The organism is Enterobacter sp. UCD-UG_FMILLET, assembly GCF_000762975.1.
Lineage (GTDB): Bacteria > Pseudomonadota > Gammaproteobacteria > Enterobacterales > Enterobacteriaceae > Enterobacter > Enterobacter dykesii.
In genome coordinates this window covers 20246-46767 of sequence record NZ_JRJC01000020.1, presented here as the reverse complement: position 1 = coordinate 46767, position 26522 = coordinate 20246, and the positions used below count along the sequence as shown (strand labels likewise).

Here is a 26522-nt window from a genome sequence, read left to right as displayed (position 1 = left end):
TCTTTATGTCAGCTGAAAAACTGTTTACCCCATTGAAAGTGGGTGCCGTCACGGCGCCAAACCGCGTGTTTATGGCTCCGCTTACCCGTCTGCGCAGCATTGAGCCGGGCGACATCCCAACCCCACTGATGGGTGAATACTATCGTCAGCGCGCAAGCTCTGGCCTGATCATTACGGAAGCCACGCAGATTTCAGCTCAGGCTAAAGGTTATGCGGGTGCACCGGGCCTTCACAGCCCGGAGCAGATCGCCGCATGGCAGAAAATCACCGCGGGCGTTCACGCTGAAGAGGGTCGTATTGCGGTCCAGCTGTGGCATACCGGTCGTATCTCACACAGCAGCATCCAGCCTGGCGGCCAGGCACCGGTCTCCGCGTCGGCCCTGAGCGCAAATACCCGTACGTCCCTGCGTGATGAAAACGGCAATGCGATCCGCGTGGATACCTCTATGCCGCGCGCGCTTGAGCTGGAAGAAATTCCGGGTATCGTGAACGACTTCCGCCTGGCCGTGGCCAACGCCCGTGAAGCCGGTTTTGACCTGATTGAGCTGCACTCCGCGCATGGCTACCTGCTGCACCAGTTCCTGTCACCGTCGTCTAACCATCGCACCGACCAGTACGGCGGCAGCGTCGAAAACCGCGCTCGCCTGGTGCTGGAAGTGGTTGATGCCGTATGCCAGGAGTGGAGCCCGGATCGTATCGGGATCCGCGTCTCCCCAATCGGTTCTTTCCAGAACGTCGACAACGGTCCGAACGAAGAAGCCGATGCCCTGTACCTGATCGAAGAACTGGCTAAACGCGGCATCGCCTATCTGCACATGTCCGAGCCGGACTGGGCTGGCGGTAAACCATACACGGACGCTTTCCGTCAGAAAGTGCGCGAGCGTTTCCACGGGGTGATCATCGGTGCGGGGGCTTATACCCCGGAGAAAGCCGAAGATCTGATCGGCAAAGGGCTGATCGATGCCGTCGCGTTTGGCCGCGACTACATCGCCAACCCGGATCTGGTTGCCCGTCTGCAGAAAAAAGCGGCCCTGAATCCGCAGCGCCCGGAAAGCTTCTACGGCGGCGGCGCGGAAGGCTACACCGACTACCCTTCTCTGTAATCTCGCCGTTGTTCATTGATAGCGGCGATACTTCGCCGCTATACTAAAACATCGTTTCTGTTCAAAAAGACAGTCTATTCCATTGGTTAATGAGGAAATTATGCGCCTACTTCACACCATGCTGCGCGTTGGCGACCTGCAACGTTCCATTGATTTCTACACTAACGTCCTGGGCATGAAGCTGCTGCGCACCAGCGAAAACCCGGAATACAAATACTCGCTGGCGTTCGTGGGTTACGGCCCGGAAACGGATGAAGCGGTGATCGAGCTGACCTACAACTGGGGCGTAGACAGCTATGAGCTGGGCACCGCCTACGGCCACATCGCGCTGGAAGTGGACAACGCGGCCGAAGCGTGTGAGCGCATTCGCAGCAATGGCGGTAACGTTACGCGCGAAGCGGGCCCGGTAAAAGGCGGCACCACCGTGATTGCGTTCGTGGAAGATCCGGACGGTTACAAAATCGAGCTGATTGAAGCCAAAGACGCGGGTCGCGGTCTGGGCAACTGATCCCTCAGGGCGCAACATGCGCCCGTTGTTTTACTGCATCACCCCGCAAAATTTGCCATAATGCGCTCTGCTTTTTCCCCATGTAAGAGACCCTGATGTCCGATAACGCTCAATTTAGCGGTCTGTGCGACCGTTTTCGTGGTTTTTATCCCGTTGTCATTGATGTAGAAACAGCCGGATTTAACGCTAAAACCGATGCGCTGCTCGAAATTGCCGCCATCACGCTGAAGATGGATGAACAGGGCTGGCTTACACCGGACACCACGCTGCATTTCCACGTTGAACCTTTCGAAGGAGCAAACTTACAGCCGGAAGCGCTGGCGTTTAACGGTATCGACCCGCACAACCCGCTGCGTGGCGCAGTCAGTGAATACGATGCGCTGCACGCCATTTTTAAAATGGTGCGTAAAGGCATGAAAGAGAGTAACTGCAGCCGCGCCATCATGGTGGCCCATAACGCCACCTTCGATCACAGCTTTACCATGGCCGCAGCCGAGCGCGCCGCGCTCAAACGCAACCCCTTCCATCCGTTTGTGACCTTCGACACCGCCGCGCTGAGCGGCCTGGCGCTGGGACAAACGGTGTTATCAAAAGCCTGCATCACGGCGGGTATACCTTTTGACGGAACGCAGGCGCACTCTGCGCTGTATGACACGGAGCGCACTGCAGAGCTGTTCTGTGAGATCGTCAACCGCTGGAAGCGTCTGGGCGGCTGGCCGCTGCCGATGGGCGACAGCGAAGAATAAAAAAAAGCGACCTTATCAGGTCGCTTTTTTATTTGCGCAGAAAATTATTCTGCGTCCGGCTCTTCGGTTTTGTACTTCGCCGCCGTCTCTTTGATCAGCTGCTGCAGTTCGCCGCGCTGATACATTTCAATCAGGATATCGCAGCCGCCAACCAGCTCACCGTCAACCCACAGCTGTGGGAAAGTCGGCCAGTTAGCATACTTAGGCAGCTCAGCGCGGATGTCCGGGTTCTGCAGGATATCGACGTAAGCAAAACGCTCACCACAGGCTGACAGCGCCTGAACCGCTTGTGCGGAGAAGCCGCAGCTTGGCAGCTTCGGAGAACCTTTCATATACAGCAGAATCGGGTTTTCAGCGATCTGGCGCTGGATTTTTTCAATAGTGGTGCTCATGTCTTGCTTCCTTTAACTTCTGTTACGGCATTCGTCTGACATTGTAGCGGTTCAGACTGGCATCGGAAAATAACATTTTTGTCACGTTTATACATTCTACCCCGAGTCACGAAAAGTTGCATTGCAAATGGTGTTTACCCCTGCGGCGGTCAGGGTTTTGCTTAGGGAGTGGGCAAATGTGCGACAGAACGATGAATTTTTTTGCACTTGCTAACGAAACACGATTGTAGATTGAAAAATGCTATTAACTTTCTGGGTTTTTATAGATTAGAATCGACGGGCTTTGTAAATCACACGCGGGTATTATTGATGACCTGCATTTATCAGGGGACTGCCCAGTGGCGCGGATAAATAAAATCTCGATCACGCTCTGTGCTTTACTGTTTACTTCACTCACTTTCACGCCAGTGGCAAACGCCTCTCAGCAGGCGCGGCATTCTGCTGTACAAAAAAACCATCTGGTGAAAGCCACAGAACGTAAGAAAAAAACCACCGCTAAGAACGACAAGAAAAAAACACCGGCTCAGACGAAACAGACCGCTTCCAGCAAGACGAAAACAAAACCTTCCCGCACTGCCCACTCCGCTAAAAGTAAAGCTTCGCAAACCGCTGCTAACCTCGTTACTGAAAAATGCATCACGCGTAAAGGCCACAAGGCGAAATGCACGAAGGTCACGAAAATAGCTGAAGTGCATAAAGTGCGTGTACAGAAAGCGCAAAAAACCGCGATGAACAAACTGATGGGCCAGATTGGCAAACCTTATCACTGGGGTGGCAGCTCGCCGCGTACCGGGTTTGACTGCAGCGGCCTCGTCTATTACGCCTATAAAGATCTGGTCAAATTCCGCATTCCTCGTACCGCCAATGAGATGTACCACCTGCGCGATGCCTCACCGGTTGACCGCGGTGAGCTGGAAAACGGCGATCTGGTGTTCTTCCGCACTCAGGGTCGCGGCACGGCTGACCACGTCGGCGTGTATGTCGGCAACGGGAAATTCATCCAGTCTCCACGTAGCGGCCAGGATATTCAGATTACCTCTCTCAGTGAAGACTACTGGGTACGCCACTACGTCGGCGCGCGTCGCGTGATGACGCCGAAAACCATCCGCTAACCCCTGCCCTGCCGCATCCGTGGCAGGGTAAGTTCCTCTTTTGCATACCCTTTCAATTTGCTATCCTGTCCCTGTTGTCTGTGTGGTTATTGGCAACGTAAAATACAATAAGGAGAGAAGCAATGTCGTTCGAATTACCTGCACTACCGTATGCAAAAGACGCCCTGGCACCGCACATTTCTGCGGAAACCCTGGAATATCATTACGGCAAGCATCACCAGACGTACGTCACCAACCTGAACAATCTGATCAAGGGCACCGATTTTGAAGGCAAAACGCTGGAAGAGATCGTCCGCAGCTCAGAGGGTGGCGTATTTAACAACGCGGCTCAGGTGTGGAACCATACCTTCTACTGGCACTGCCTGGCGCCGAATGCCGGCGGTGAACCTGTCGGTGAACTGGCTACCGCTATCAACGCCGCATTTGGCAGCTTCGCGGATTTCAAAGCGAAGTTTACCGATGCAGCCATCAAGAACTTCGGTTCTGGCTGGACGTGGCTGGTTAAAGAGGCGGATGGCAAACTGGCTATCGTGTCCACCTCTAACGCGGGTACCCCGCTGACCACCAGCGCGAAGCCGCTGATGACCGTGGACGTGTGGGAACACGCTTACTACATTGATTACCGCAACGCGCGTCCGAACTACCTGGAGCACTTCTGGGCACTGGTTAACTGGGACTTTGTCGCGAAGAACTTCGCCGCGTAAGAGACACGCAGAAGGGTTCGCCCTTCTGCGTTTTTGGTTTATTCCGCAGCGCAGGCTGCTTCAGGCTGTTTACGTCCCGACATCATCACCAGCAGCAGGCCGAGCGCGGCAATAATCGCCCCCATCACCGGCACAAAGCTGTATCCCAGACCACCTGAAATCACGGCCCCACCGGCCGCGGCGCCCAGGGCATTACCCAGGTTAAACGCACCGATATTCACGGATGATGAAAGTCCCGGCGCCTCGTGCGCGACACGCATCACGCGCATCTGCAGCGGCGGCACCACGGCGAAAGTGGCGGCTCCCCAGACGACCATCGCGATCGCGGCCCCGAACTCATTACGCGCCAGCCACGGAATGGCAACCATGATGACAATCAGCAGGGTTAAGAAGCCCTTAAGCGTCCCGCTCACGGAACGGTCGGCAAATTTCCCGCCGAGATAGTTGCCGATCGAGAAGCCCACGCCAATCAGCACCAGCATCGCGGTCACAAAGAGAGGCGTTGCGTGGGTGATATCGTGCAGCACCGGTGAAATATAGGTGTAGAGGGTAAACATCGCCCCTGCCCCCAGCACGGTGGTGAGCAGCGCGGAGAGCACCTGCGGACGCATCAGCACCGACAGCTCTTTACGCACTTGCGGACGTTCACCGGCGCTGCCTTTCGGCAGGGAGAAGAACAATGCCACCATCGCGACCACGCCCAGCCCGGCCGTCGCCAGGAAGGACATACGCCAGCCGATCGCTTCTCCCAGCCAGGTTGCCGCAGGCACCCCGCCGATGTTGGCAATCGTCAGCCCCATAAACATGGTTGCCACGGCGCTCGCCTGCTTGTGTTTAGGCACCACGCTGGCAGCCACGACCGACCCCAGCCCAAAGAACGCGCCGTGGTTAAGGCTGGTCAGAATACGCGACAGCATCAATGTGGTGTAGTCCGGCGAAATGGCCGAAAGCACGTTGCCGAGGGTGAAAATCGCCATCAGGAAAATCAGCGCATTGCGGCGCGCGCGGTGCGAAAGAAGAAGCGTCATCAGCGGCGCCCCGACCATCACGCCGATAGCGTAGGCGCTAATTAACATCCCTGCCGCAGGGATCGAGACATCTACGCCCCGGGCAATAACAGGCAGTAACCCCATCGGGGAGAATTCAGTGGTGCCAATCCCAAAAGCGCCAATCGCCAGGGCCAGCAGGGGAAAATTGATTTTCATGCGTCAACTCCGGATGCCGTGTCATGTGGTGACACAGAACAAAGAAGCGGAAAGCATGACATCAATCACAAAAAATGAGAAGTTAACAAAATGGCAAAAGATTTTTGCCAGAGAAGTAACAATCCGGGGTGTCGGGAGGGAGAAGGCTCTCCCTCCGCGTAAATCAGTGCAGCGCAGCCGTCAGACCGGCCGCAACAATCAGAGCCAGCACAACAACGGTGGTGAACAGCGAAAACTTAAGATCGGAACTCATCAATTTTTCTCCTTTTAATCCCCACACGAAAAGTGAGCTTGCTCATTTTTGCACAGATTACGTCAAAAATCTTCCTGGATTTATACTGATAACCACTTTACCTCTTCCCCTTTTCATCAAGATAGGACAAAATTCCACGCTAAATTTATTAGCGTACCGGCCATTGACCCCCTCCTGACGTCCCGTGTCGTTTTCCCGGCGTGCCGCAATTCAAGATTGCGTGATAAGGGTGAGAGAAGGCAAACGTTTACCTTCAAGTTTTTCAGGAGTTTAGGATATGGTCTGGAGTGACATTTAATGGCAACAATTAAAGACGTAGCAAAACGCGCAAACGTTTCCACTACAACCGTATCACATGTAATTAACAAAACCCGCTTTGTGGCGGAAGAGACGCGCAACGCCGTCTGGGCAGCGATCAAAGAGCTGCACTATTCGCCAAGTGCGGTTGCGCGTAGCCTCAAGGTTAATCACACCAAGTCCATTGGATTGCTGGCGACCAGCAGTGAAGCGGCCTATTTTGCCGAGATCATTGAAGCGGTTGAGAAAAACTGCTTCCAGAAAGGCTATACCCTGATTCTGGGCAACGCGTGGAACAGCATTGAAAAACAGCGTGCCTACCTGTCGATGATGGCGCAGAAGCGCGTTGATGGCCTGCTGGTAATGTGTTCTGAGTACCCGGAATCCGTGCTGTCGATGCTGGAAGAGTATCGCCATATTCCGATGGTGGTGATGGACTGGGGCGAAGCGCGCGCGGACTTCACCGATTCCGTTATCGATAACGCCTTTGAAGGCGGCTATATGGCCGGTCGTTACCTGATCGAACGCGGTCACCGCGAGATTGGCGTGATCCCCGGCCCGCTGGAGCGCAACACCGGCGCGGGCCGTCTGGCCGGTTTTATGAAAGCGATGGAAGAAGCGCTGATCACCGTGCCGGAAAACTGGATCGTGCAGGGCGACTTTGAGCCGGAATCGGGCTACCGTGCGATGCAGCAGATCGTCTCCCAGCCGCACCGTCCGACCGCCGTGTTCTGCGGGGGCGACATCATGGCCATGGGCGCGCTCTGCGCTGCCGACGAGCTGGGCCTGCGCGTACCGCAGGATATTTCCGTGATCGGCTATGACAACGTGCGTAACGCGCGCTTCTTCACCCCGGCGCTGACCACCATTCACCAGCCAAAAGACTCGCTGGGCGAAACGGCTTTCAACATGCTGATGGACAGGATCGTCAACAAGCGTGAAGAGTCGCAGTCCATTGAAGTTCACCCGCGTCTTATCGAACGTCGTTCCGTTGCGGACGGTCCGTTCCGCGACTACCGTCGTTAATCGCTTTACGGGGCCAGCTATGCTGGCTCCCGTAACCATTCCCGGTTTAGCGTTTCGCTGTCTCCCAGATAGTCCAGCAGCCACGCCATAGCGGGCGAGACATCATTTTGCTGCCAGGTGAGGCAGCAGGCCGCATCCGGGAACGGATTCTCCAGCGTCAGCTCAACCCACTCTCCGGTATCGATGCGCGGACGCGCAAAATGAACGGGCACCATCGCGACGCACAGCCCGGCGCTGAGGCACGTCGCCGATGATTCCCAGTCCGGAGCCACCACCCGCCGCTGGTTGTCCAGAAGCCAGGTGATACGCTTGGGCAATGAACGGGACGTATCCTCCAGCACCAGCGACGGCCAGTTGCGCAGCGTGTCATCGCTCAGCGGCCCTTCCATCGCCGCCAGCGGATGATCGCTTGCCACCACGCATTTCCAGCTCAGCATCCCCATATCGCGAAAGGCGTAACGTCCCCCGACCGGGATCGCCTGCGTGGCCCCAATCGCCATCTCTGCCCTGCCGTCCGCCAGCGCATCCCAGACGCCGTTAAACACCTCCTGCGAGACCCGCAGCTCGACGTCAGAAAAATGACGATAGAAATCGACGATCATCTGCCGGGTGCGCTCCGGCTTAACGATATTATCCACCGCGATGGAAAGATGTCCCCGCCAGCCGTTAGCGATCTGCTGACACTGTTCGCGGGTGATCTGCATTTTTTTGATAACAGAACGCCCTTCCTTCAAAAACCACGCGCCTGCGGGCGTTAATTCCACATCACGATGCCGCCGTTCAAACAGCGGAACCGCCAGCCACTCCTCAAGCTGGCGCACCGTGTAGCTGATTGCCGAAGGGACGCGGTGCAGCTCCTGCGCCGCACCGCTGAAGCTGCCGTTACGCGCAACAGCATCGACCACTTCAAGAGAATAATCTGACCACATTTTCTGCCTGCAAAATTTTTGAATGCACCCGCCAAATATTAGCGTTTCACAAGCGGCTTTGCACTCCCTACACTCAGCGCCAATGTATACCTGCCTCCTCAGGAGAATAAAATAATGCAACCCAGGAACGGTTTTTTAGTCTGGCTCGGCGGCTTAAGCGTGCTGGGCTTTTTAGCCACCGATATGTACCTGCCGGCGTTTGCCGCCATGCAGGAAGATTTGCAAACCCCGGCTGCCGCCATCAGCGCCAGCCTGAGTTTGTTCCTCGCCGGTTTTGCCTTCGCGCAGCTGCTCTGGGGACCGCTCTCGGATCGCTTTGGTCGTAAACCGGTACTGTTGCTGGGCCTGGCCATTTTTGCGGTGGGCTGCCTGGGAATGTTATGGGTACGCGATGCCACCTGGCTGCTGGTGCTGCGGTTTATTCAGGCCGTGGGCGTCTGTGCCGCGGCCGTGACCTGGCAGGCGCTGGTCACCGACTATTACCCGGCTAACCGCACAAACCGTATTTTCGCCACCATTATGCCGCTGGTGGGTCTCTCACCTGCCCTCGCTCCCCTGTTGGGCAGCTGGATCCTCGCGCATTTCGACTGGCAGGCCATTTTCGCCACGCTGTTTGCCATTACTCTGATACTGATGCTGCCGGCGTTCGCCCTCAAGCCCGCGCATAAAAAAGAAGCGCATACTGACGCGAAGCCGATTACCTTTACTTCCCTGCTCAGCGCCAAAGCGTATCGCGGGAATGTCCTGATCTATGCCGCCTGCTCGGCAAGTTTCTTCGCGTGGCTCACCGGCTCGCCGTTCATCCTGCACGATATGGGTTACAGCCCGGCAGCCATCGGCCTGAGCTATGTTCCGCAGACCATCGCGTTCCTGGTAGGCGGGTACGGCTGTCGCGCGGCGCTGCAGAAGTGTGAAGGTCAGCAGATGCTGCCGTGGCTGCTGGTGCTGTATGCGCTGAGCGTTATCGGGACCTGGGCCGTTGGCTTTATTCCCGGTGCCGGTCTGGCTGAAATTTTGATCCCATTCTGCGTGATGGCCGTCGCGAACGGGGCGATTTACCCGATCGTGGTGGCACAGGCGTTACGTCCGTTTCCGCAGGCAACAGGCCGCGCCGCCGCGCTGCAGAACACCCTGCAGCTGGGGCTGTGCTTCCTGGCAAGCCTGGTGGTCTCGGCGCTGATTGCCACGCCGCTCCTGACCACCACCAGCGTGATGCTGTTCACCGTAGCGCTGGCGGTATTGGGCTATCGCATGCAGACCTCCGCGCAGCGTGAGCAGGAAAAGAGTGCTCAGGTTGAAACGTCACATGCCTGATTGCGTCAGAAATCATGTTAATTTTCAGTGATTAGGTTGCTAAGAATTTTCTATTGAATCACCAAATTTTGAGGCCTATACTAAATTTGGTTCGATTAAATACGATAAATATTAAGCGTTAACGGGAGCCGGAGTGCTCCCGTTTTACCATGGAAGGCATTTCGGCAAGGGTTATCTCCCTTCCTCTGTTCTACGTCGGATACTAGCCTCGCGGTATTTACCGTGAGATTTCTCACAAACCAAAAAAAGCGTCTACGCTGTTTTAAGGTTCTGATCACAGTAGGGTGATGGAGAAGCTATGAGTTCATCGTGTATAGAAGAAGTCAGCGTTCCGGACGATAACTGGTCCCGGATCGTCAGTGAACTGTTAGGTCGAGCAGGCATCACTATCAATGGATCATCGCCATCCGATCCTCAGGTTAAACATCCCGACTTTTTTAAACGCGTGTTGCGGGAAGGGTCGTTAGGCCTGGGTGAAAGCTATATGGACGGCTGGTGGGAGTGCGAGCGTCTGGATACCTTTTTCGCCAGCGTGCTGCGTGCCGGTCTTGAAAATCAACTCCCTCGCAATCTGAAAGACACCCTGCGCGTCGCCTCTGCCCGACTGTTCAATCTGCAAAGTAAAAAGCGCGCGTGGATCGTTGGCAAAGAACACTACGATCTTGGCAACGACCTGTTCAGCCGTATGCTGGACCCTTTCATGCAATACTCCTGCGCCTACTGGAAAGACGCGTCGACCCTTGAAGAGGCCCAGCAGGCCAAGCTGCGTCTGATTAGCGAGAAGCTGCAGCTCCAGCCCGGTATGCGCGTGCTGGATATCGGCTGCGGCTGGGGCGGGCTGGCGTATTTTATGGCGAAACACTATGGCGTCAGCGTCGTCGGCGTCACGATCTCAGCGGAACAGCAAAAAATGGCGCGAGAGCGCTGCCAGGATCTCGATGTGGATATCCGGCTGCAGGACTACCGTGACCTGAACGAGCAGTTTGACCGGATCGTTTCCGTCGGCATGTTTGAGCACGTCGGGCCGAAAAACTACGCTACCTATTTTGAGGTGGTGGATCGGAATCTGAAGCCGGACGGTATCTTCCTGCTGCACACCATCGGCTCTAAGCGGACCGACAATAACGTCGACCCGTGGATCAACAAATACATCTTTCCGAATGGCTGTTTACCGTCCGTTCGCCAGATTGCCAACGCCAGTGAACCCCATTTCGTGATGGAAGACTGGCATAACTTTGGCGCGGATTACGACACCACGTTGATGGCCTGGCATGCGCGTTTTCAGGAGACCTGGCCAGAAATTGCGGACAACTATTCTGAACGATTCAGGCGGATGTTTAGCTATTATCTGAATGCCTGCGCGGGGGCGTTTCGCGCACGGGATATTCAGCTCTGGCAGGTGGTATTCAGCCGCGGGATTGAACACGGATTACGTGTCGCACGCTAAAAAAATAACCCCGGATGCCCGGGGTTATTTTTTATTCTTCTTCTGCGGCGGTCTTTATTATTGCCGCTTCTTTTGCTGCCAGCACGCGCTCAACCGTATCCACTACCGCCTGGGTTTGCGGATCGATTTCGATATTCACGCGATGCCCCAGTTTTTTAGCGCCCAGCGTTGTGCGCTGCAGCGTTTCAGGAATTAAATGTACGCAAAATCGCGTTGGCGTCACTTCACCTACCGTCAGGCTAATCCCATCAATGCCAATAAATCCTTTATAGAGGATGTATTTCATTAATGAAGGATCCTGCATTTTAAACCAGATCTGACGGTTATTTTCCGAGGTCACGATTTTTGCCACTTCAGCGGTGGTCATGATGTGCCCGGACATCAGGTGGCCGCCAATCTCATCGCTGAACTTCGCCGCCCGCTCAACGTTGACGGTATCTCCCACCGCCAGCTCGCCAAGGTTGGTAATGCGCAGCGTCTCTTTCATTAAATCAAAGCTAATCTGGTTGCCGTTAATTTCGGTAACGGTCAGGCAGCAGCCGTTGTGGGCAATCGACGCGCCTGTTTCAATGCCCTCAAGCATATATTCCGGCAGCTCAACAACATGAGTACGGAAATTAGGTTTTTCATCAATGGACACCACTTTGGCGGTGCCCTGCACAATACCAGTAAACATGCTTACAACTCCTGTTTTTTCCAGACGGTGGTGACACCGTTTAATCTCACCACAATAACAGTTGGAAAAACAGGTTGCCAGCGGGGCGCATTTTCTGGCGATTTTTTCACTAGATAAATAGCTAAAGCCCGCTACAATAGCTGGCACCCCCCTGCATTTTCTTCTTGCTGCCCGTTTCGGCGGCTTTTTTAGTCTCTCAAATAACAACAAAATAAAGGTGTTCACGTGCAGAAGTACATGAATGAAGCGCGCCAGCTATTGGCACTGGCTATACCAGTGATCGTCGCGCAAGTGGCCCAGACCGCAATGGGATTTGTGGATACGGTAATGGCAGGTGGCTACAGCGCCACCGATATGGCGGCCGTGGCTATCGGCACGTCAATCTGGCTTCCGGCCATCCTGTTCGGCCACGGTCTGCTGCTCGCGCTCACGCCGGTTATCGCTCAGCTCAATGGCTCGGGTCGTCGCGAGCGCATTGCCCATCAGGTCCGTCAGGGTTTCTGGCTGGCAGGGTTTGTCTCCGTGCTGATCATGGTTGTGCTCTGGAACGCGGGTCACATCATTCGCGCTATGCATAACATTGACCCGGCACTGGCTGATAAAGCCGTGGGCTATCTGCGCGCCCTGCTCTGGGGTGCGCCAGGCTACCTCTTTTTCCAGGTGGCGCGTAACCAGTGTGAAGGTCTGGCGAAAACCAAGCCCGGTATGGTGATGGGGTTTATCGGTTTACTGGTCAATATTCCGGTGAACTATATCTTTATTTACGGTCATTTCGGGATGCCGGAGCTTGGCGGCGTCGGCTGCGGCGTGGCGACGGCAGCCGTTTACTGGGTGATGTTCTTCTCGATGATCGTCTTTGTAAAACGCGCCCGCTCCATGCGCGATATTCGCAACGAGAACAAATTTAGCACGCCGGACTGGAACATCATGACGCGTCTGGTGCAGCTAGGGTTGCCGATCGCCCTCGCGCTGTTCTTTGAGGTGACCCTGTTTGCCGTGGTCGCCCTGCTGGTCTCCCCGCTGGGCATTGTGAACGTGGCCGGGCACCAGATTGCGCTGAACTTCAGCTCCCTGATGTTCGTCCTGCCGATGTCGCTGGCGGCGGCGGTGACGATCCGCGTTGGCTTCCGCCTTGGCCAGGGCTCAACGCTGGATGCGCAAACGGCCGCCCGAACCGGGCTGGGTGTCGGCGTCTGCATGGCGGTCTGTACGGCGCTCTTTACCGTTGCATTACGCGAGCAGATTGCCCTGCTCTATAACGACAATCCGGAAGTGGTCACGCTGGCATCGCACCTTATGCTGCTGGCCGCGATTTACCAGATCTCTGACTCCATTCAGGTGATTGGCAGCGGCGTGCTGCGCGGATATAAAGACACGCGCTCCATCTTCTTTATCACCTTCATCGCCTACTGGGTGCTGGGTCTGCCGTGTGGCTATATTCTGGCCCTGACCGACCTGGTGGTGGACCGCATGGGGCCGGCGGGGTTCTGGATGGGCTTTATTATCGGCCTGACCTCGGCGGCGATTATGATGATGATGCGCATGCGCTTCCTGCAGCGCCAGCCATCAACGGTCATTTTGCAGCGCGCTGCACGTTAACGACGCGGTAGCCGCCGCCTGGCGGCTACTTTCTCTTCACTTTGCGCGGTAATACAGCAATCGCGTGAAATCAGAGAGAAAATTGCATTTTCCCTCTTGCCACCTCGGTGCTGTGCCGCTAATATTCGTCCCCGTTGTCACCGACAACACGTTGCGTTCATAGCTCAGTTGGTTAGAGCACCACCTTGACATGGTGGGGGTCGTTGGTTCGAGTCCAATTGAACGCACCATTCTGCGTCCGTAGCTCAGTTGGTTAGAGCACCACCTTGACATGGTGGGGGTCGGTGGTTCGAGTCCACTCGGACGCACCATTTCAGTCCTGAAATGGTGCAAATCCTCTTCTGATATCCTGAATTTTCTTAATCCCTTATTTTCATCATTATTCTCCTGCTACGCTTTTCTTATGGAAAAAAACACAGGAAACGTGTTGATGAAGAAGATCGCGATTATCGGCTCCGGCCCCACAGGGATTTATACTTTTTATCATCTCCTTAAAAACAGCACGCCGCTCTCAGTTTCCATCTTTGAACAATCCGAAGACGCTGGCGTGGGTATGCCCTATAACGACGACGACAATTCCCGGCTGATGCTGGCGAACATTGCGAGCATTGAAATCCCGCCCATTTTTATGACCTACCTCGACTGGCTCAAGGAACAGAGTGACGCCCATCTGGCGCGCTTTAAGGTCGATAAAACCCGTTTACATGACCGGCAGTTCCTGCCCCGGCTTCTGCTGGGTGAGTATTTCCGCGACAGCTTTCTTTCCATCGTAAAAGAGGCAAAGAGGCTAGGATTCAGCGTTGATGTCCATGAATCTGCGAAGGTCACAGACATCATTCCCGCAACAACCGGCGTTACGCTTTCCGTCAACGGCAGCGTCTTGCCCGATCAATTCGACCTTGCGGTTATCGCCACCGGTCACGTCTGGCCAGAAGAGGATGAAGCTACGAGAACGTTCTTCCCAAGCCCGTGGTCCGGTCTGATGGACGCCAGTATTCCTCCCTGCCGCGTCGGTATTATGGGGACATCGTTAAGCGGTCTCGACGCGGCCATGGCGGTGGTGATGCAGCACGGCGAGTTTCGTGACGGTAAATTCATCCTCGACAGCGGCAGTGAAGGGTTAAACATTACGCTGATGTCCAGGACGGGCATTCTGCCGGAAGCCGATTTTTACTGCCCTATTCCTTATGAACCGCTGTCGGTCCTAACCGAATTCGTGGTTGAAACCGAGATTGCCAAAGGATCGGATGGCCTGCTCGATCGCATCTTTACCCTGGTGGTGAAAGAGCTTCAGCTCGCTGACCCGGCGTGGTGTGAGAAAATATCCCTGCATAAGCAGAATGCGGACAGCATACGTGAGGCCTGGTTTGAGGATCGTAAACGGCACGGCCCCTTTACCTGGGCGGAAGAGAATCTCATCGAGGTTGAGCGGAACAAACGCGAGCGGCGCACCGTAGCCTGGCGCTATACCGTGCTTCGGCTGCATGAGCTGGTTCAGGAGATTGTTCCCCACCTCAACGAACGGGACAGAGAGCGCTTTAAGCAAGGCCTCGCCCGCGTATTCATCGACAACTATGCGGCCATCCCTCCGCAGTCTATCCGCAGGCTGCTCGCGCTTCGCGAAGCCGGCATCATCAGCGTGGCGACGCTCGGTGACGATTACACGCTGGACGTTGGCAGCGATCGAACGGTGATCACCACAAAAGAGACCGTTTACCGTTTCGACGTGTTTATTGACGCCCGCGGACAAAAGCCGCTGAAAACGAAAGATCTACCCTTCCCGACGCTGCGCAAACAGCTGGAAGCCACGGGTGAAGAGATACCTGACCTCGGTGAGGATTACACCTTAAAAGCGCCTGACGCCGCTCGCGGACGCATCGCCTTCGGTGCGATACCGTGGCTAATGCACGATCGTCCCTTCGTTCAGGGGCTGGCAGAGTGTGCAGAGATTGCGGAAGCAATGGCGAAGGGGGCGGAAAAAACCGCGTCGCGATCGCGGCGCAGACTACCGTATATTGAGAACTGACAGGGCTTCCATGCCCTGCTGTCGCGGATTACTCGAAGAAGACTTCCGGGTTTTCAGACAGCGAAACGAAGGTTTTCGTCGCTTTATCCAGCGCAAGGATTTTGCCGCTTTCAATGTCGTACACCCAGCCGTGCAGTCGGATGGAGTTATTACGCAGGCCCACCGCCACGGACGGGTGGGTCTTAATGTTGCTCAGCTGCGCAAACACGTTCTCCTGCACCATCGCATTGACTTTATCGATCGGCTTATCCCAGGTTTTCTTCTCAACCACCGCTTTCGCCGCGTCGGAATAGCGCAGCCAGTGTGACACAGCAGGCATCGGCTCCAGGTTCGCGTTATCGGCAATCGCCTTCATCGCGCCACAGTTGGAGTGACCGCAAATCACGATATCCGTGACGCCCAGCGCCACCACGGCGTATTCGATGGTTGCAGACACACCGCCAGGTTCCGGCCCGAACGGCGGCACGATGTTGCCAGCATTACGAATGACAAAGAGTTGTCCTGGCTCTTGCTGGGTGACCAGTTCCGGGACCAGACGGCTGTCGGAGCATGAGATGAACAGCGCTTTGGGATTCTGGCTGGACGCTAAACTGCGGAAGAGTTCTTTACGTTGCGGGAAAATCTCTTTTTGAAAGCTGAGAAAACCTTCAATGATATGTTGCATAGCAATGTCTCTTTTATCTGTTTTAGTTTAGGTATGATCGCGATCACACTCGTAAAGTTTACCCATCGTGGTTTACTTCAGACAAGCAATATATTTCTGGCCCGACCGCTGAACAATCTCGTCCGCACTGGCCTGGATGTTCTGCCCTTCGAACGCGCCGTACAGACGTTCAAAGGTTTTGCCTTCGAGATGACTCACCACCGACGCCACGGTGCGGGCCGGCAGCGGAAGATAATTCGGATAGCTCCACATAAACGAGACGGCGTCTTTACCCGGCGTGACCTGCAGAATATCGCCCACCAGCAATATTCCGTCCCCCTCCTGCCAGTGCAGCACCGTTCCACCGGCAAAATGCCCGCCCAGACGCAGCAGGGTGACCGACGGGAAAATCTCCAGCGCATCCCCCTCCCAGAAATGAATGGCCGGGCTGTCGCGCATGACCCACTCTCTGTCGCTGGCGTGCAGGTACACCGGCGCATCAAACGCCGCGGCCCACTCCTGCATCGTGGTGTAATAGTGCGGATGTGAAATCGCAATTGCGCTGATGCCGCCCAGGGCGGTAATGAGCGTTTTGGTTGCGGGGTCGAGGTTGGCGATGCAGTCCCAGAGGATATTGCCGTAAGGCGTTTGCAGGAATAGCGCCCGCTGGTTGATCGCAAACGCAGGCACCGTTTTGATCCCAAGCAGCCGCGGCTCCAGCAGCTGCCATTTGTTGCTATGGGTGGCGGTGACGGTGTCGAAATCGGTCCACGCCTGGCCCGTGGCGGGCACGTACTGGCGTTCATCCTCGCAAATTGGACATCTGTCCGGCTGCGTATCGTAGGCGGTTCCACAGGTTTTACAGAGTGTAATCATGTGCTCTCCTCAGCGATAAAGCACTGAGTATGGCAGGGATTATCCTTATGTGCTGCGAGGTACATTGCTGGCTTTTTTTGCCCTATACTGTGCCAGTATCAAAAACTGAACAGAGCAGGTGCCACATGGAAATTGATCTCGATAACTTAGTCTTTAACGGTCTGGATGAAGCCGAAGAGCGTAATGCGGAACGTCTGGACGATGCAGACAAAAAAGCGCAGGCGATTGTCGCCGACGACGACTGCGGCGACGCCTGCAAAATCTAATAAAAAAGCACCGGGAAACCGGTGCTTTTTTATTTCACTCGTTAAACGTCACGCACACTTCGTTCCAGTACGTTTCGCGCGTGCGGCGCAGTTCAGCGTGACGTTTTATCATGGAACCACTCCGGGTCAATGTTGGCAACGTCTACGCCATACAGGCTGGCGACAGGCAGGATTGACTCAAGAACACGTTGCGCGCTGTTCTCCGCATTCGCTGGCCTGGCCGCAAAAAACCGCCGTAACGTGCTGATCCATTTTTTCATCGTCTTACCCTCTCTCGCCGTGTCTGATCTCAGTTAAGCACTCAAATGCCGCGCGGGGGAAATACCAAAATCCACTGTCGATGTGCAGGATCTGCAAATAGCATCCCGTTCGTTTCACTCTTCATTAACACCTTGTTCACTAATGCTTTTTTGCTCATAGCAAAGAACGATTTCTTATTTGGCGATAGCTTTCGCTTATGGGAGCGTAGCGGGGTAAAACAAAAACAACGGGATGGCGAATGACTATGGCAGCAAACATGAAAGGGTTTACAAAACGGACACTGGTTCTGGGCTTACTGGCGGCGGGGAGCCTGCTTTCAGCGCAGGCACAGGCGGATCAGCTGGCGGATATTAAGGCCGCAGGGGTGGTGAAAGTGGCCACGTTTGACGCCAACCCGCCGTTTGGCTCTGTTGATGCCAAAACGCACGAGATCGTGGGTTATGACGTGGACTTCGCCAAAGCGCTGGCAAAATCCCTCGGCGTAAAGCTTGAACTGGTTACCACCAATCCGGCCAACCGCATTCCGCTTCTGCAGTCCGGCAAAGCCGACCTTATCGTGGCGGATATCACCATCACCCCGGAACGCGCGCAGGTGATTGATTTCTCGACACCTTACTTTGTCACCGGCCAGCAGTTCCTGGTGCCGGCTAAATCACCGGACAGGCTTGATGACTACAGCCGGGCGCGCATTGGCGCGGTAAAAGGAACGACGGGCGAGCAGGCGCTGCACCAGCGTTTCCCGCAGTCACGCGTGCTCTCGTATGACGATATTCCGCTGGCGCTGACGGCACTGCGCAACGGCAACGTGCAGGCCATCACCCAGGACAGCACCATTCTGGCCGGTCTGCTGGCGCAGGCGCCGGATAAAGCGAACTTCAAAATCCTGCCCGATCTGCTCAGTAAAGAAGAGATTGGCGTTGGGGTGAAGAAAGGTGAAAAGGCGCTGCTGAAGGCCGTTAACGACGAGCTGGTTAATCTCGAGAAGAACGGCCAGGCGGCAAAAATCTACGACGTCTGGTTTGGTCCAGGCACCCCAGCCCCACAGCCTCGCGCCTTTAAAATAGAAGCCAGATAATTATGCTCTCAGGTTTATTTTCACACTCCGCGGCCGGTGCCGCGGATTTTTCACATCTGGAACAGGCCAGCGTCGAGTTTCGTCATGTGGACAAACGCTACGGTGACCATCAGGTTTTAAACGACATTAACCTCACCATCACGCCCGGTGAAGTGGTCGCCATCCTCGGCCCTTCGGGTTCCGGTAAATCCACCCTGATCCGTCTCATCAACCAGCTTGAAACCCTGAGCGGCGGAGAGATTCTGGTCGACAACAAGCCTACCGCAAAGCTCTCCGGTACCGGGCTGCGTCAGCTGCGAAGCCGCGTGGGGTTTGTGTTCCAGCAGTTCAATCTTTACGCCCACCTCACCGCCAGCCAGAACATCACCCTGGCGCTGGAGCACGTTCACGGCTGGAAGCCGCACCCCGCACAGGAGCGCGCGCTGGCCCTGCTGGAGAAGGTCGGGATGCTGGAAAAAGCCCACCATTTCCCGGCAGAGCTTTCCGGTGGACAGCAGCAGCGCGTGGCGATTGCCCGCGCCCTGGCCTCTTCACCGCAAATCATTCTGTTCGATGAACCCACCTCCGCGCTGGATCCGGAGATGATTGGTGAAGTGCTGTTTGTGATGAAAGCCCTCGCCCACAGCGGGATCACGATGATCGTGGTGACCCACGAGATGCAGTTTGCGCGAGAAATCGCCGACCGGATTGTCTTTATCGACGGCGGGCAAATTCTGGAAACGGCGCCGCCGGCACAGTTTTTCAGCCAGCCGTCGCATCCGCGCGCGCAGCGTTTCCTGCAAAAGGTGCTCAACCCGCTGCATCAGGAGCATCTGTAATGCCCGCGCTCGACTGGCAGGGGGTACTGACCGGACAGCCTCTGCAGTGGATATTCTCCGGATTTCTCACCACCCTGTGGGTAACGCTTGCCGGGATGCTGCTGGCCAGCCTGCTCGCACTGCTCTTTATGCTCCTGCGCCTTTCCGGCGGCCGCCCCGGGAATGCGGTCGTCAGCAGCTGGGTGTCGCTGTTTCGCAATACGCCGCTGCTGGTGCAGCTGCTGTTCTGGTATTTTGCCGCCTGGAACGGATTACCGCAGGCGTTTCGCGACACGGTGAACGCGGATCACAGCTGGTCAATTCTGCCCGGCGACGTCTGGTGGTTTACGCCCGAATTTTTATGTTCTGCCTGGGGGCTGGGGGTCTTTACCTCGGCGTTTTTAATCGAAGAGGTGGAGTCGGGGTTACGTTCCGTGCCTGCCGGACAGCGTGAGGCGGCGCTCGCGCAGGGATTCTCCGCGTGGCGTCTGTTTCGCTACATTCTTCTGCCGCAGGGCCTGGCCAACGCCTGGCAGCCCGTTGTAGGTCAGTACCTTAATCTGATGAAGCTCTCCTCGCTCGCGAGCGGAATTGGTTTCGCCGAACTGACCTATCAGGTCAGGCAGATCGAGAGCTATAACGCGCACGCGCTGGAGGCATTTACCCTCGGAACCGCGCTCTATCTGCTGACCGGCCTGGTCATGGGGATGGTGCTGGTACGCCTTGGGCCGCAGGCGAAACGTAAACGCCCGAACGTCGTCATCGCAGGGAGTGAAAAACATGATTGCCGGACTTAACGTCATCACCGACAACCTCGACTATCTGCTGTGGGGACGCGCGGCAACGGGTGAACCGGGGGGCGTACTGCTGTCGTTAATGATGGCTGCCGGGGCCGCCGTCATCGCTCTGCCCGGTGGGATAGTGCTCGCGTGTCTGGCCTGGCGCTTTACCGGGCTCGTGCGAAAGGCCCTGTTTTTATGGGCAGAGCTGATCCGCGGTATCCCGCTCATCTTCGTGATTTTCTGGATGTGGTATCTGCTGCCGCTTATCACCGGAGGCGATCTGCCGGGAGCGCTGACCGTCACGCTGGCGCTGGCCTGGTTTACCGCGGCCACCGTGATGCACTCGGTGCTGGCCGGGCTTAACGCGCTCCCGCCCGGGCAGTACGAGGCCGCACTGTCACAGGGATTCAGCACGCGGCAAACCCTCCTGCGCGTGCTGCTGCCGCAGGCGCTGAGGAATATTCTGCCGTCGCTGGTGGGGATTTTTATCAGCCTGCTGAAGGATACGTCGCTGGCGTTTATCGTGAACGTCCCGGAACTGACCACGGTGGCGGGACAGGTCAACAACCGGGTGCAAATATACCCGGCGGCCATTTTTATCTTTACGGGCGTGGTCTACTACCTGCTCTGCTGCTCGCTCGAGCAGCTTGCGAAACGCTGGCGCATTACCCGGCCAGCGCTTTAACCACCGTTTCCATCGCTTCGGTTGTCAGTTCACTGCGTTTAACGCGCTGGTTCGCCAGCGCGGTACGCAGGACTCCGGCAATGACAATATGCTTTGGCTCCTGCCCTAAATCACGCATCTCAAGCACCACCTTCCCGACCACCCGGCACATCTCCTGGTACAGCGCTTCATCTTTGGTCACGTTACCCATCGTCATCACTCCATTGCCTTTTAAACGTTGAGCTTAAATGATTCTCCTGCCGGATACAAAAAAGAAGCCCGGCGAGAGACTCGCCGGGCTTCATCTGTAAAATCAGTACATTAGTTGTTTACTGGGATGACCGCGCCTTTGTACTTGGTGCGGATCCAGTCCTGAATCTCTTTCGAGTGCAGGACGTTCACCAGCGCTACGATATCTTTCTTCTTCTCGTCACCGCGATGCACGGTAATGATGTTGGCGTACGGGTTGTTTTCACCGCTCTCTACCGCAATCGGGTCGTGAACCGGGTCCAGACCTGCATCAATCGCGTAGTTGGCGTTGATCACCACCGCAGCGCCTTCGTCGTTGTTGTACATCTGCGGCAGCAGAGAGGCTTCAACGTTCGGCGTGAATTTCAGCTTTTTCGGGTTCTCAACGATGTCGCTGATGCGCGCGGTCACTTTGTCGATGCCCGGCTTCAGCTTGATCACGCCCTCTTTCTCGAAGATGGAGAGAATACGCCCCTCTTCAGAAACCGCGTCACGCATGATGATCGTGCCGCCTTCCGGCAGGTCTTTCAGCGACTTGTATTTTTTGGAGTAGATGCCGATTGGCTCAATGTGGATCGCGCCCGCACTGACGAAATCGTAGTCTTTATCGCCCGCATGATCCTTCAGCACGCTGTTCAGGTAAGGAATGTGCTGGAAATAGTTCGCGTCGATGTCATGACCCGCCAGCGCGGTGTTCGGCAGAATGTAGTCCTGGAACGGTTTGATCTCCAGGTCGATACCCTGCTTTGCCAGAATTGGCTTTGCCTGCTCCAGAATTTCGGCGTGCGGCGTGTTGGATGCGCCCACGGTCAGGGTGTCGGCCCAGGAGGCGAAGCTCAGGGCGCTCAGAGTTGCGGCGGCGATCAGTGTCAGTGTTTTTTTCATGATGTGGTTCCTGTGTGTTATTAGAGATTATCTTTTGTCTAACAGTGAAGTAATGACATCGCCGCAGAACTGGATAATGAAAACGATGATCAAAATGGTCACCGTTGCCACCAGCGTGACGTCACCATGGTTGCGCTGGAATCCTTCCAGATAAGCCAGATTTCCCAAACCACCGGCGCCAATCACTCCCGCCATTGCGCTGTAGCTCACCAGCGCAATCAGCGTCACCGTAATACCCGATACCAGTGCGGGTGATGATTCCGGCAGTAAAACCCGAAACACGAGCGTGCTCAGTCGTGCGCCCATCGAGCGCGTTGCTTCGATGACGCCTTTATCCACTTCACGCAGGGCAATTTCCACCAGGCGTGCGTAGAACGGTGCCGCGCCCACAATCAGCGCCGGCAGCGCCGCGTTGGCACCAAGAATGGTGCCAACGACGGTCTTGGTGAACGGGATCAGCAGGACAATCAGAATGATGAACGGAATCGAGCGGAACACGTTCACGACAATCGAAATCACGCTGTAAACCCTGCGGTTGTGGAACAGCCCGCCGCGCGCGGTTAAAAACAGCGCCAGACCCAGCACGATGCCCAGCACAAACGTCGCCACGCCGGACAGCGCGGTCATGTACAGCGTCTCCAGCGTCGCCGCCCAGAGCTGATCCCACTTGAGATGCGGAAAGAGATTCTCAGCCATGTTTAATTACCTCGCCTTCAATATCGCTGTGCTGCAGGTCGGCGAGGATATTGTTCAGTTGTTCATCGGATGCCACGACATGTACCCAGAGCTGACCAAACACGCCGTGGGCGGTTTGCGTCATTTTCCCGTGCAGGATGTTAAAAGGCAGGCCGTAGCGTAGGGTCAGTTCACCCACGATCGGCTTATGGGTGCTGTGCCCGGTAAAGGTCAGCCTGATGACCGTGCCTTCCAGATCGTTTGCCAGTTCCGTGTTGAAGGTTTCCTCCTCGGCATACTGGCTCACCTGACGGACAAACTGCTGCGTAATCGGCTGCTGCGGATGGGTAAAGACGCTCAGCACGTCGCCCTCTTCCACCACTTTACCGTTCTCCATCACCGCCACGCGGTCGCAGATTTTGCGCACCACGTGCATCTCGTGGGTGATCAGCACGATGGTCAGTTTGAACCGACGGTTAATATCCAGCAGCAGATCGAGGATCTGATCGGTAGTCTGCGGGTCGAGCGCGGAGGTGGCTTCATCGCAGAGCAGCACGTCAGGGTTGTTAGCTAAAGCACGTGCAATGCCCACGCGCTGCTTTTGCCCGCCGCTCAGCTGGGACGGGTACGCATTCTCGCGCCCCTTCAGGCCAACCAGCTCCACCAGCTCGGCGACGCGCGCCTTGATGCTGGCTTTTGGCACCCCGGCGATTTGCATTGAGAAAGCGATATTCTCGCTCACCGTGCGCGACCACAGCAGGTTGAAGTGCTGGAACACCATGCTGATTTTCAGGCGCGCCTGGCGCAGCGCTTCACCCTTTGCCGCAGAGATGTCCTGCCCGTTAATGGTGACGCTTCCGGCGCTGGGTTTTTCCAGACCGTTCAGCAGACGAATCAGCGTGCTTTTCCCGGCCCCGCTGTAGCCAATAATTCCGTAAATCTGTCCCTGCTCTATCGTCAAATTGACGTTATCAACGGCAGTCAGTGCGACCTTTCCGTTGTCAAAAACCTTCGAAATATTCCTGAGTACGATCATTCTTATTCATTATCCGTTTCGCGCATGGCTGTTTAGCAGTATGGATGTCCAAACGATAGTAAACAGGCGTTATCAGCTTTCAAATGAACAAAAAAGAATGTGTTATAACTTTCGGAAATAACCAGCGGATTTACCGGGTGGGAAGCATTTAGACAAATTTCAGCAATGATTATCTGCCGGATGCATATCTGCTGGATGATGCCCGCGAAAAACGGTCATTTTTGCAGCATTTCATCCCGATATAGCCATCCCCACATCCAGACAACTTTACGTCTTGCTGTCCTGACATCTGAAAACCGCATTTATATGCTTTTCAGTTCTAAACGGCAGTGAATGGTTCTTTATTGAGAAAATTTCATCGCCCTATCATCCCGTCATGACATCCAGAAAGGAAAACATCATGACGATTTACCACTCCGTCACCGAACTGATTGGCCGTACCCCGCTTATCCAGCTGCACAAGCTCGATACCGGCCCCTGCTCGCTGTTCCTGAAGCTGGAAAACCAGAATCCGGGCGGCTCTATTAAGGATCGCGTTGCGCTGTCGATGATTAACGAAGCGGAGCGTACCGGCCAGCTGCAGCCGGGCGGCACGATAATTGAGGCCACGGCGGGGAATACCGGTCTCGGCCTGGCCCTGATCGCTGCCCAGAAAGGCTACTCGCTGATCCTGGTGGTGCCGGACAAAATGAGCCGCGAGAAGATTTTCCACCTGCGCGCGCTGGGTGCCCAGGTGGTGCTGACCCGCTCCGACGTTAACAAGGGCCACCCCGCCTATTACCAGGATTACGCCCAGCGCCTGGCCAACGAGCTGCCCGGCGCGTTTTACATCGATCAGTTCAATAACGAAGCCAACCCGCTGGCGCACCGCACCACCACGGCACCGGAACTGTACGAGCAGCTTGATGGGCGGATCGACGCCATCGTGGTGGGCGTCGGCTCAGGCGGTACGCTGGGCGGCCTCCAGGCGTGGTTCGCCGAGCATTCTCCGCACACGGAGTTTGTCCTGGCCGACCCTGCCGGATCGGTTCTGGCCGACCAGGTGGAAACCGGACGCTACCACGACGCGGGCTCCTGGCTGGTTGAAGGTATTGGCGAAGACTTTATTCCGCCGCTGGCCCACATCGAAGGGGTGAATCGCGCCTGGCGCATCACCGACCGAGAGGCCTTCACCACCGCGCGCGATCTGCTGAAAACGGAAGGCATTCTGGCGGGCTCCTCCAGCGGCACGCTGCTGGCGGCCGCGCTGAAGTATTGCCAGGCGCAGACCGCGCCGAAACGCGTGGTGACCTTCGCCTGCGACAGCGGCAATAAGTATCTCTCGAAGATGTTCAACGACGACTGGATGCGACAGCAGGGGCTCATCACGCGTCCTCAGGCCGGCGACCTCTCCGACTACATCGCCCTGCGTCACGATGAAGGTGCCACCGTCACCGCGGCCCCGGACGACACGCTTTCCACCGTCCTGGCACGCATGCGTCTGTATGACATCTCCCAGCTGCCGGTGCTGGAGAACGGCAAGGTGGTGGGCATTATCGACGAGTGGGATCTCCTGCGGCATATCGGCGGCGATGGCGATCGCTTCGCGCTTCCGGTGACGGCAGCCATGACGCGCCAGGTGGAGTTTCTGGATAAACACGCCCCGGAAAGCGCACTGAACGCCATCTTCGACCGCGGTCTGGTGGCCGTGATTAATGACAACGACCGTTTTCTCGGTCTGATTACGCGCAGCGACGTTCTGACCGCCTGGCGCAACCGTCTTCAGCAATAAAGGAATCGATGATGAAAAACCTGGCTACCCTGAGCGTCCACAGCGGCGAGTTCAACGACCAGCACGGCGCCGTCATGCCGCCGATTTACGCTACCTCTACGTTTGCGCAACCGTCACCCGGCGAGCATACCGGCTATGAGTATTCGCGCAGCGGCAACCCCACCCGCCACGCGCTGGAAACCGCCATCGCCGAACTGGAAGGCGGCACGCGCGGCTACGCGTTTGCCTCCGGTCTGGCGGCCATCTCCACGGTGCTCGAACTGCTGGATAAAGACAGCCATATTGTCGCCATTGATGACGTTTACGGGGGGACGTACCGCCTGATTGAAAACGTGCGCAAGCGCAGCACCGGTCTGCAGGTCAGCTGGGTTAAACCGGACGACTTAGCCGGTCTCGAGGCCGCCATTCGCCCGGATACCCGCATGGTCTGGGTCGAGACGCCGACCAATCCGCTCCTGAAGCTGGCGGATCTGGCGGAAATCGCGGCAATCGCCCGTCGTCATAACGTCATCAGCGTGGCGGATAATACCTTCGCGTCGCCGGTGATCCACCGTCCGCTGGAGTCGGGTTTCGATATCGTGGTGCACTCCGCCACCAAATATCTGAACGGCCACTCTGACGTGGTGGCCGGGCTGGCGATTGTCGGGGACAACAGGGAACTGACGGATAGGCTGGGCTATCTGCAAAACGCGGTGGGCGGCGTTCTGGATCCGTTCAGCAGCTTCCTGACGCTGCGCGGTATTCGCACGCTCGCTTTGAGGGTAGAAAAGCACAGCACCAACGCGCTGGCGATTGCGCAATGGCTGGATCAGCATCCTCTGGTCGAAAAGGTGTTCTATCCCGGCCTGGAATCGCATCCACAATATCAGCTTGCCCGCACGCAGATGGCCCTGCCCGGCGGGATGATTTCCATCGTGGTAAAAGGCGATGCGCAACGCGCCACCGAGGTGATTCGCAACCTGAAGCTGTTCACCCTCGCAGAAAGCCTGGGCGGCGTGGAAAGTCTGGTGAGCCAGCCTTACAGCATGACGCACGCCTCCATTCCGCTGGAGCAACGCCTGGCAAACGGCATTGTGCCGCAGCTGATCCGCCTGTCAGTCGGGATTGAAGATCCGAAAGACCTGATTGCCGACCTCAGCCAGGCGCTGCAGAAATAAGCAAATGGCGGCAGGTCCATCACCTGCCGCCACAAGTTGTCATCATGG

At 56.2% G+C, this 26522-nt stretch carries 29 protein-coding genes and 2 tRNA genes; 19 read left to right on the top strand and 12 right to left on the bottom strand.

Annotation, left to right across the window (positions count from 1 at the left end; all coding sequences use genetic code 11):
• The first annotated feature begins 5 nt into the window (after nucleotides 1-5).
• The 3 genes from LA04_RS09995 to rnt all read left to right on the top strand — a co-directional run bounded on the left by LA04_RS09995 (nucleotide 6) and on the right by rnt (nucleotide 2357).
• Nucleotides 6-1103 (top strand): alkene reductase, encoded by a 1098-nt coding sequence (locus tag LA04_RS09995; RefSeq protein WP_047651415.1) that lies wholly within the window; start codon nucleotides 6-8, stop codon nucleotides 1101-1103.
• 100 nt (nucleotides 1104-1203) lie between these two features.
• Nucleotides 1204-1611 carry a lactoylglutathione lyase gene (gene gloA, locus LA04_RS09990; RefSeq protein ID WP_013096923.1) on the top strand — a complete coding sequence of 136 codons (408 nt, stop codon included), beginning with the start codon at nucleotides 1204-1206 and terminating at the stop codon, nucleotides 1609-1611.
• A gap of 95 nt (nucleotides 1612-1706) precedes the next feature.
• Nucleotides 1707-2357: a ribonuclease T gene (rnt, locus tag LA04_RS09985; protein ID WP_023311355.1), complete on the top strand. Its 651-nt coding sequence runs from the start codon at nucleotides 1707-1709 to the stop codon at nucleotides 2355-2357.
• A gap of 44 nt (nucleotides 2358-2401) precedes the next feature.
• Here the strand turns inward: rnt and grxD are convergent, their stop codons facing one another.
• On the bottom strand, nucleotides 2402-2749 hold the full coding sequence (gene grxD, locus LA04_RS09980) for a monothiol glutaredoxin 4 (RefSeq protein ID WP_003832760.1): 348 nt from the start codon (nucleotides 2747-2749) through the stop codon (nucleotides 2402-2404).
• Between the two features lie 338 nt (nucleotides 2750-3087).
• Between grxD and LA04_RS09975 the strand changes: the two genes are divergently transcribed.
• On the top strand, nucleotides 3088-3861 hold the full coding sequence (locus tag LA04_RS09975) for a C40 family peptidase (protein WP_023311354.1): 774 nt from the start codon (nucleotides 3088-3090) through the stop codon (nucleotides 3859-3861).
• Between the two features lie 122 nt (nucleotides 3862-3983).
• Entirely contained in the window at nucleotides 3984-4565 is a 582-nt protein-coding gene (gene sodB, locus LA04_RS09970; RefSeq protein ID WP_029739795.1) for a superoxide dismutase [Fe], read from the top strand.
• A gap of 38 nt (nucleotides 4566-4603) precedes the next feature.
• Here sodB and LA04_RS09965 read toward each other — a convergent pair whose 3' ends face one another.
• Both LA04_RS09965 and cydH read right to left on the bottom strand, forming a co-directional pair.
• Nucleotides 4604-5770, bottom strand: a complete 1167-nt coding sequence (locus LA04_RS09965; protein WP_047651414.1) for an MFS transporter — start codon at nucleotides 5768-5770, stop codon at nucleotides 4604-4606.
• 163 nt (nucleotides 5771-5933) lie between these two features.
• Entirely contained in the window at nucleotides 5934-6023 is a 90-nt protein-coding gene (gene cydH / locus LA04_RS24385; protein WP_008500596.1) for a cytochrome bd-I oxidase subunit CydH, read from the bottom strand.
• Between the two features lie 297 nt (nucleotides 6024-6320).
• Between cydH and purR the strand changes: the two genes are divergently transcribed.
• Entirely contained in the window at nucleotides 6321-7346 is a 1026-nt protein-coding gene (purR, locus tag LA04_RS09955; RefSeq protein WP_010430302.1) for an HTH-type transcriptional repressor PurR, read from the top strand.
• Between the two features lie 17 nt (nucleotides 7347-7363).
• Here the strand turns inward: purR and punR are convergent, their stop codons facing one another.
• Nucleotides 7364-8275 carry a DNA-binding transcriptional activator PunR gene (gene punR / locus LA04_RS09950; RefSeq protein WP_023311350.1) on the bottom strand — a complete coding sequence of 304 codons (912 nt, stop codon included), beginning with the start codon at nucleotides 8273-8275 and terminating at the stop codon, nucleotides 7364-7366.
• Between the two features lie 114 nt (nucleotides 8276-8389).
• On the opposite strand from punR, the gene punC reads away from it, so the two are divergent.
• Nucleotides 8390-9589, top strand: a complete 1200-nt coding sequence (punC, locus tag LA04_RS09945) for a purine nucleoside transporter PunC (RefSeq protein ID WP_047651413.1) — start codon at nucleotides 8390-8392, stop codon at nucleotides 9587-9589.
• A 298-nt stretch (nucleotides 9590-9887) separates the two neighbouring features.
• Nucleotides 9888-11036 carry a cyclopropane fatty acyl phospholipid synthase gene (cfa, locus tag LA04_RS09940; RefSeq protein ID WP_047651412.1) on the top strand — a complete coding sequence of 383 codons (1149 nt, stop codon included), beginning with the start codon at nucleotides 9888-9890 and terminating at the stop codon, nucleotides 11034-11036.
• 31 nt (nucleotides 11037-11067) lie between these two features.
• On the opposite strand, the gene LA04_RS09935 is transcribed toward cfa, so the two are convergent.
• The gene (locus tag LA04_RS09935; protein ID WP_023311347.1) at nucleotides 11068-11712 is read right to left on the bottom strand and encodes a riboflavin synthase; all 645 of its coding nucleotides are present in this window, start codon (nucleotides 11710-11712) and stop codon (nucleotides 11068-11070) included.
• A 225-nt stretch (nucleotides 11713-11937) separates the two neighbouring features.
• Here LA04_RS09935 and mdtK point away from each other — a divergent pair, with 225 nt between their 5' ends.
• The 4 genes from mdtK (at nucleotide 11938) to LA04_RS09915 (ending at nucleotide 15337) form a co-directional block, all read left to right on the top strand.
• On the top strand, nucleotides 11938-13311 hold the full coding sequence (gene mdtK, locus LA04_RS09930) for an MdtK family multidrug efflux MATE transporter (RefSeq protein ID WP_047651411.1): 1374 nt from the start codon (nucleotides 11938-11940) through the stop codon (nucleotides 13309-13311).
• A gap of 153 nt (nucleotides 13312-13464) precedes the next feature.
• Nucleotides 13465-13541: transfer RNA gene (locus LA04_RS09925), tRNA-Val, on the top strand.
• A 4-nt stretch (nucleotides 13542-13545) separates the two neighbouring features.
• Nucleotides 13546-13622 (top strand) — tRNA-Val (locus tag LA04_RS09920).
• Nucleotides 13623-13741: 119 nt separating this feature from the next.
• On the top strand, nucleotides 13742-15337 hold the full coding sequence (locus tag LA04_RS09915) for an FAD-NAD(P)-binding protein (RefSeq protein ID WP_047651410.1): 1596 nt from the start codon (nucleotides 13742-13744) through the stop codon (nucleotides 15335-15337).
• 28 nt (nucleotides 15338-15365) lie between these two features.
• Here the strand turns inward: LA04_RS09915 and LA04_RS09910 are convergent, their stop codons facing one another.
• Together LA04_RS09910 and LA04_RS09905 are read right to left on the bottom strand one after the other, a co-directional pair.
• Nucleotides 15366-16001 carry a carbonic anhydrase gene (locus LA04_RS09910; RefSeq protein ID WP_023311344.1) on the bottom strand — a complete coding sequence of 212 codons (636 nt, stop codon included), beginning with the start codon at nucleotides 15999-16001 and terminating at the stop codon, nucleotides 15366-15368.
• A 72-nt stretch (nucleotides 16002-16073) separates the two neighbouring features.
• Nucleotides 16074-16856 carry an MBL fold metallo-hydrolase gene (locus LA04_RS09905; RefSeq protein ID WP_047651409.1) on the bottom strand — a complete coding sequence of 261 codons (783 nt, stop codon included), beginning with the start codon at nucleotides 16854-16856 and terminating at the stop codon, nucleotides 16074-16076.
• Between the two features lie 125 nt (nucleotides 16857-16981).
• Between LA04_RS09905 and LA04_RS24380 the strand changes: the two genes are divergently transcribed.
• Complete coding sequence (locus LA04_RS24380) at nucleotides 16982-17122, top strand: hypothetical protein (RefSeq protein ID WP_003857665.1); 141 nt, start codon at nucleotides 16982-16984, stop codon at nucleotides 17120-17122.
• 92 nt (nucleotides 17123-17214) lie between these two features.
• On the opposite strand, the gene LA04_RS24760 is transcribed toward LA04_RS24380, so the two are convergent.
• Nucleotides 17215-17382 (bottom strand): hypothetical protein, encoded by a 168-nt coding sequence (locus tag LA04_RS24760; RefSeq protein ID WP_038419198.1) that lies wholly within the window; start codon nucleotides 17380-17382, stop codon nucleotides 17215-17217.
• Nucleotides 17383-17627: 245 nt separating this feature from the next.
• Between LA04_RS24760 and LA04_RS09890 the strand changes: the two genes are divergently transcribed.
• From LA04_RS09890 to LA04_RS09875, 4 genes are read left to right on the top strand one after another with little or no spacing between them, the layout of a single operon-like run.
• The gene (locus tag LA04_RS09890; protein WP_161785591.1) at nucleotides 17628-18458 is read left to right on the top strand and encodes an ABC transporter substrate-binding protein; all 831 of its coding nucleotides are present in this window, start codon (nucleotides 17628-17630) and stop codon (nucleotides 18456-18458) included.
• Between the two features lie 2 nt (nucleotides 18459-18460).
• Entirely contained in the window at nucleotides 18461-19276 is an 816-nt protein-coding gene (locus LA04_RS09885; RefSeq protein ID WP_047651408.1) for an amino acid ABC transporter ATP-binding protein, read from the top strand.
• The gene (locus LA04_RS09880) at nucleotides 19276-20052 is read left to right on the top strand and encodes an amino acid ABC transporter permease (protein ID WP_047651407.1); all 777 of its coding nucleotides are present in this window, start codon (nucleotides 19276-19278) and stop codon (nucleotides 20050-20052) included. The genes LA04_RS09885 and LA04_RS09880 overlap by 1 nt, the downstream gene beginning before the upstream one ends.
• Entirely contained in the window at nucleotides 20036-20722 is a 687-nt protein-coding gene (locus LA04_RS09875; protein WP_047651406.1) for an amino acid ABC transporter permease, read from the top strand. The genes LA04_RS09880 and LA04_RS09875 overlap by 17 nt, the downstream gene beginning before the upstream one ends.
• Here the strand turns inward: LA04_RS09875 and fumD are convergent.
• From fumD to LA04_RS09855, 4 genes are all read right to left on the bottom strand, one after another.
• Nucleotides 20703-20912, bottom strand: a complete 210-nt coding sequence (gene fumD / locus LA04_RS09870) for a fumarate hydratase FumD (RefSeq protein WP_008500615.1) — start codon at nucleotides 20910-20912, stop codon at nucleotides 20703-20705. The genes LA04_RS09875 and fumD overlap by 20 nt on opposite strands.
• A gap of 110 nt (nucleotides 20913-21022) precedes the next feature.
• Nucleotides 21023-21835: a MetQ/NlpA family ABC transporter substrate-binding protein gene (locus LA04_RS09865; RefSeq protein WP_047651405.1), complete on the bottom strand. Its 813-nt coding sequence runs from the start codon at nucleotides 21833-21835 to the stop codon at nucleotides 21023-21025.
• A gap of 27 nt (nucleotides 21836-21862) precedes the next feature.
• Nucleotides 21863-22531 (bottom strand): methionine ABC transporter permease, encoded by a 669-nt coding sequence (locus tag LA04_RS09860; protein ID WP_047651404.1) that lies wholly within the window; start codon nucleotides 22529-22531, stop codon nucleotides 21863-21865.
• Complete coding sequence (locus LA04_RS09855; protein ID WP_047651403.1) at nucleotides 22524-23546, bottom strand: methionine ABC transporter ATP-binding protein; 1023 nt, start codon at nucleotides 23544-23546, stop codon at nucleotides 22524-22526. Before LA04_RS09855 ends, LA04_RS09860 begins: the two co-directional genes overlap by 8 nt.
• A gap of 400 nt (nucleotides 23547-23946) precedes the next feature.
• Between LA04_RS09855 and LA04_RS09850 the strand changes: the two genes are divergently transcribed.
• Both LA04_RS09850 and LA04_RS09845 read left to right on the top strand, forming a co-directional pair.
• Nucleotides 23947-25317, top strand: coding sequence for a pyridoxal-phosphate dependent enzyme (locus LA04_RS09850; RefSeq protein ID WP_032657782.1), 1371 nt, complete (start codon nucleotides 23947-23949; stop codon nucleotides 25315-25317).
• Nucleotides 25318-25328: 11 nt separating this feature from the next.
• Entirely contained in the window at nucleotides 25329-26474 is a 1146-nt protein-coding gene (locus tag LA04_RS09845) for a trans-sulfuration enzyme family protein (RefSeq protein ID WP_047651402.1), read from the top strand.
• The last annotated feature ends 48 nt before the right edge of the window (nucleotides 26475-26522 follow it).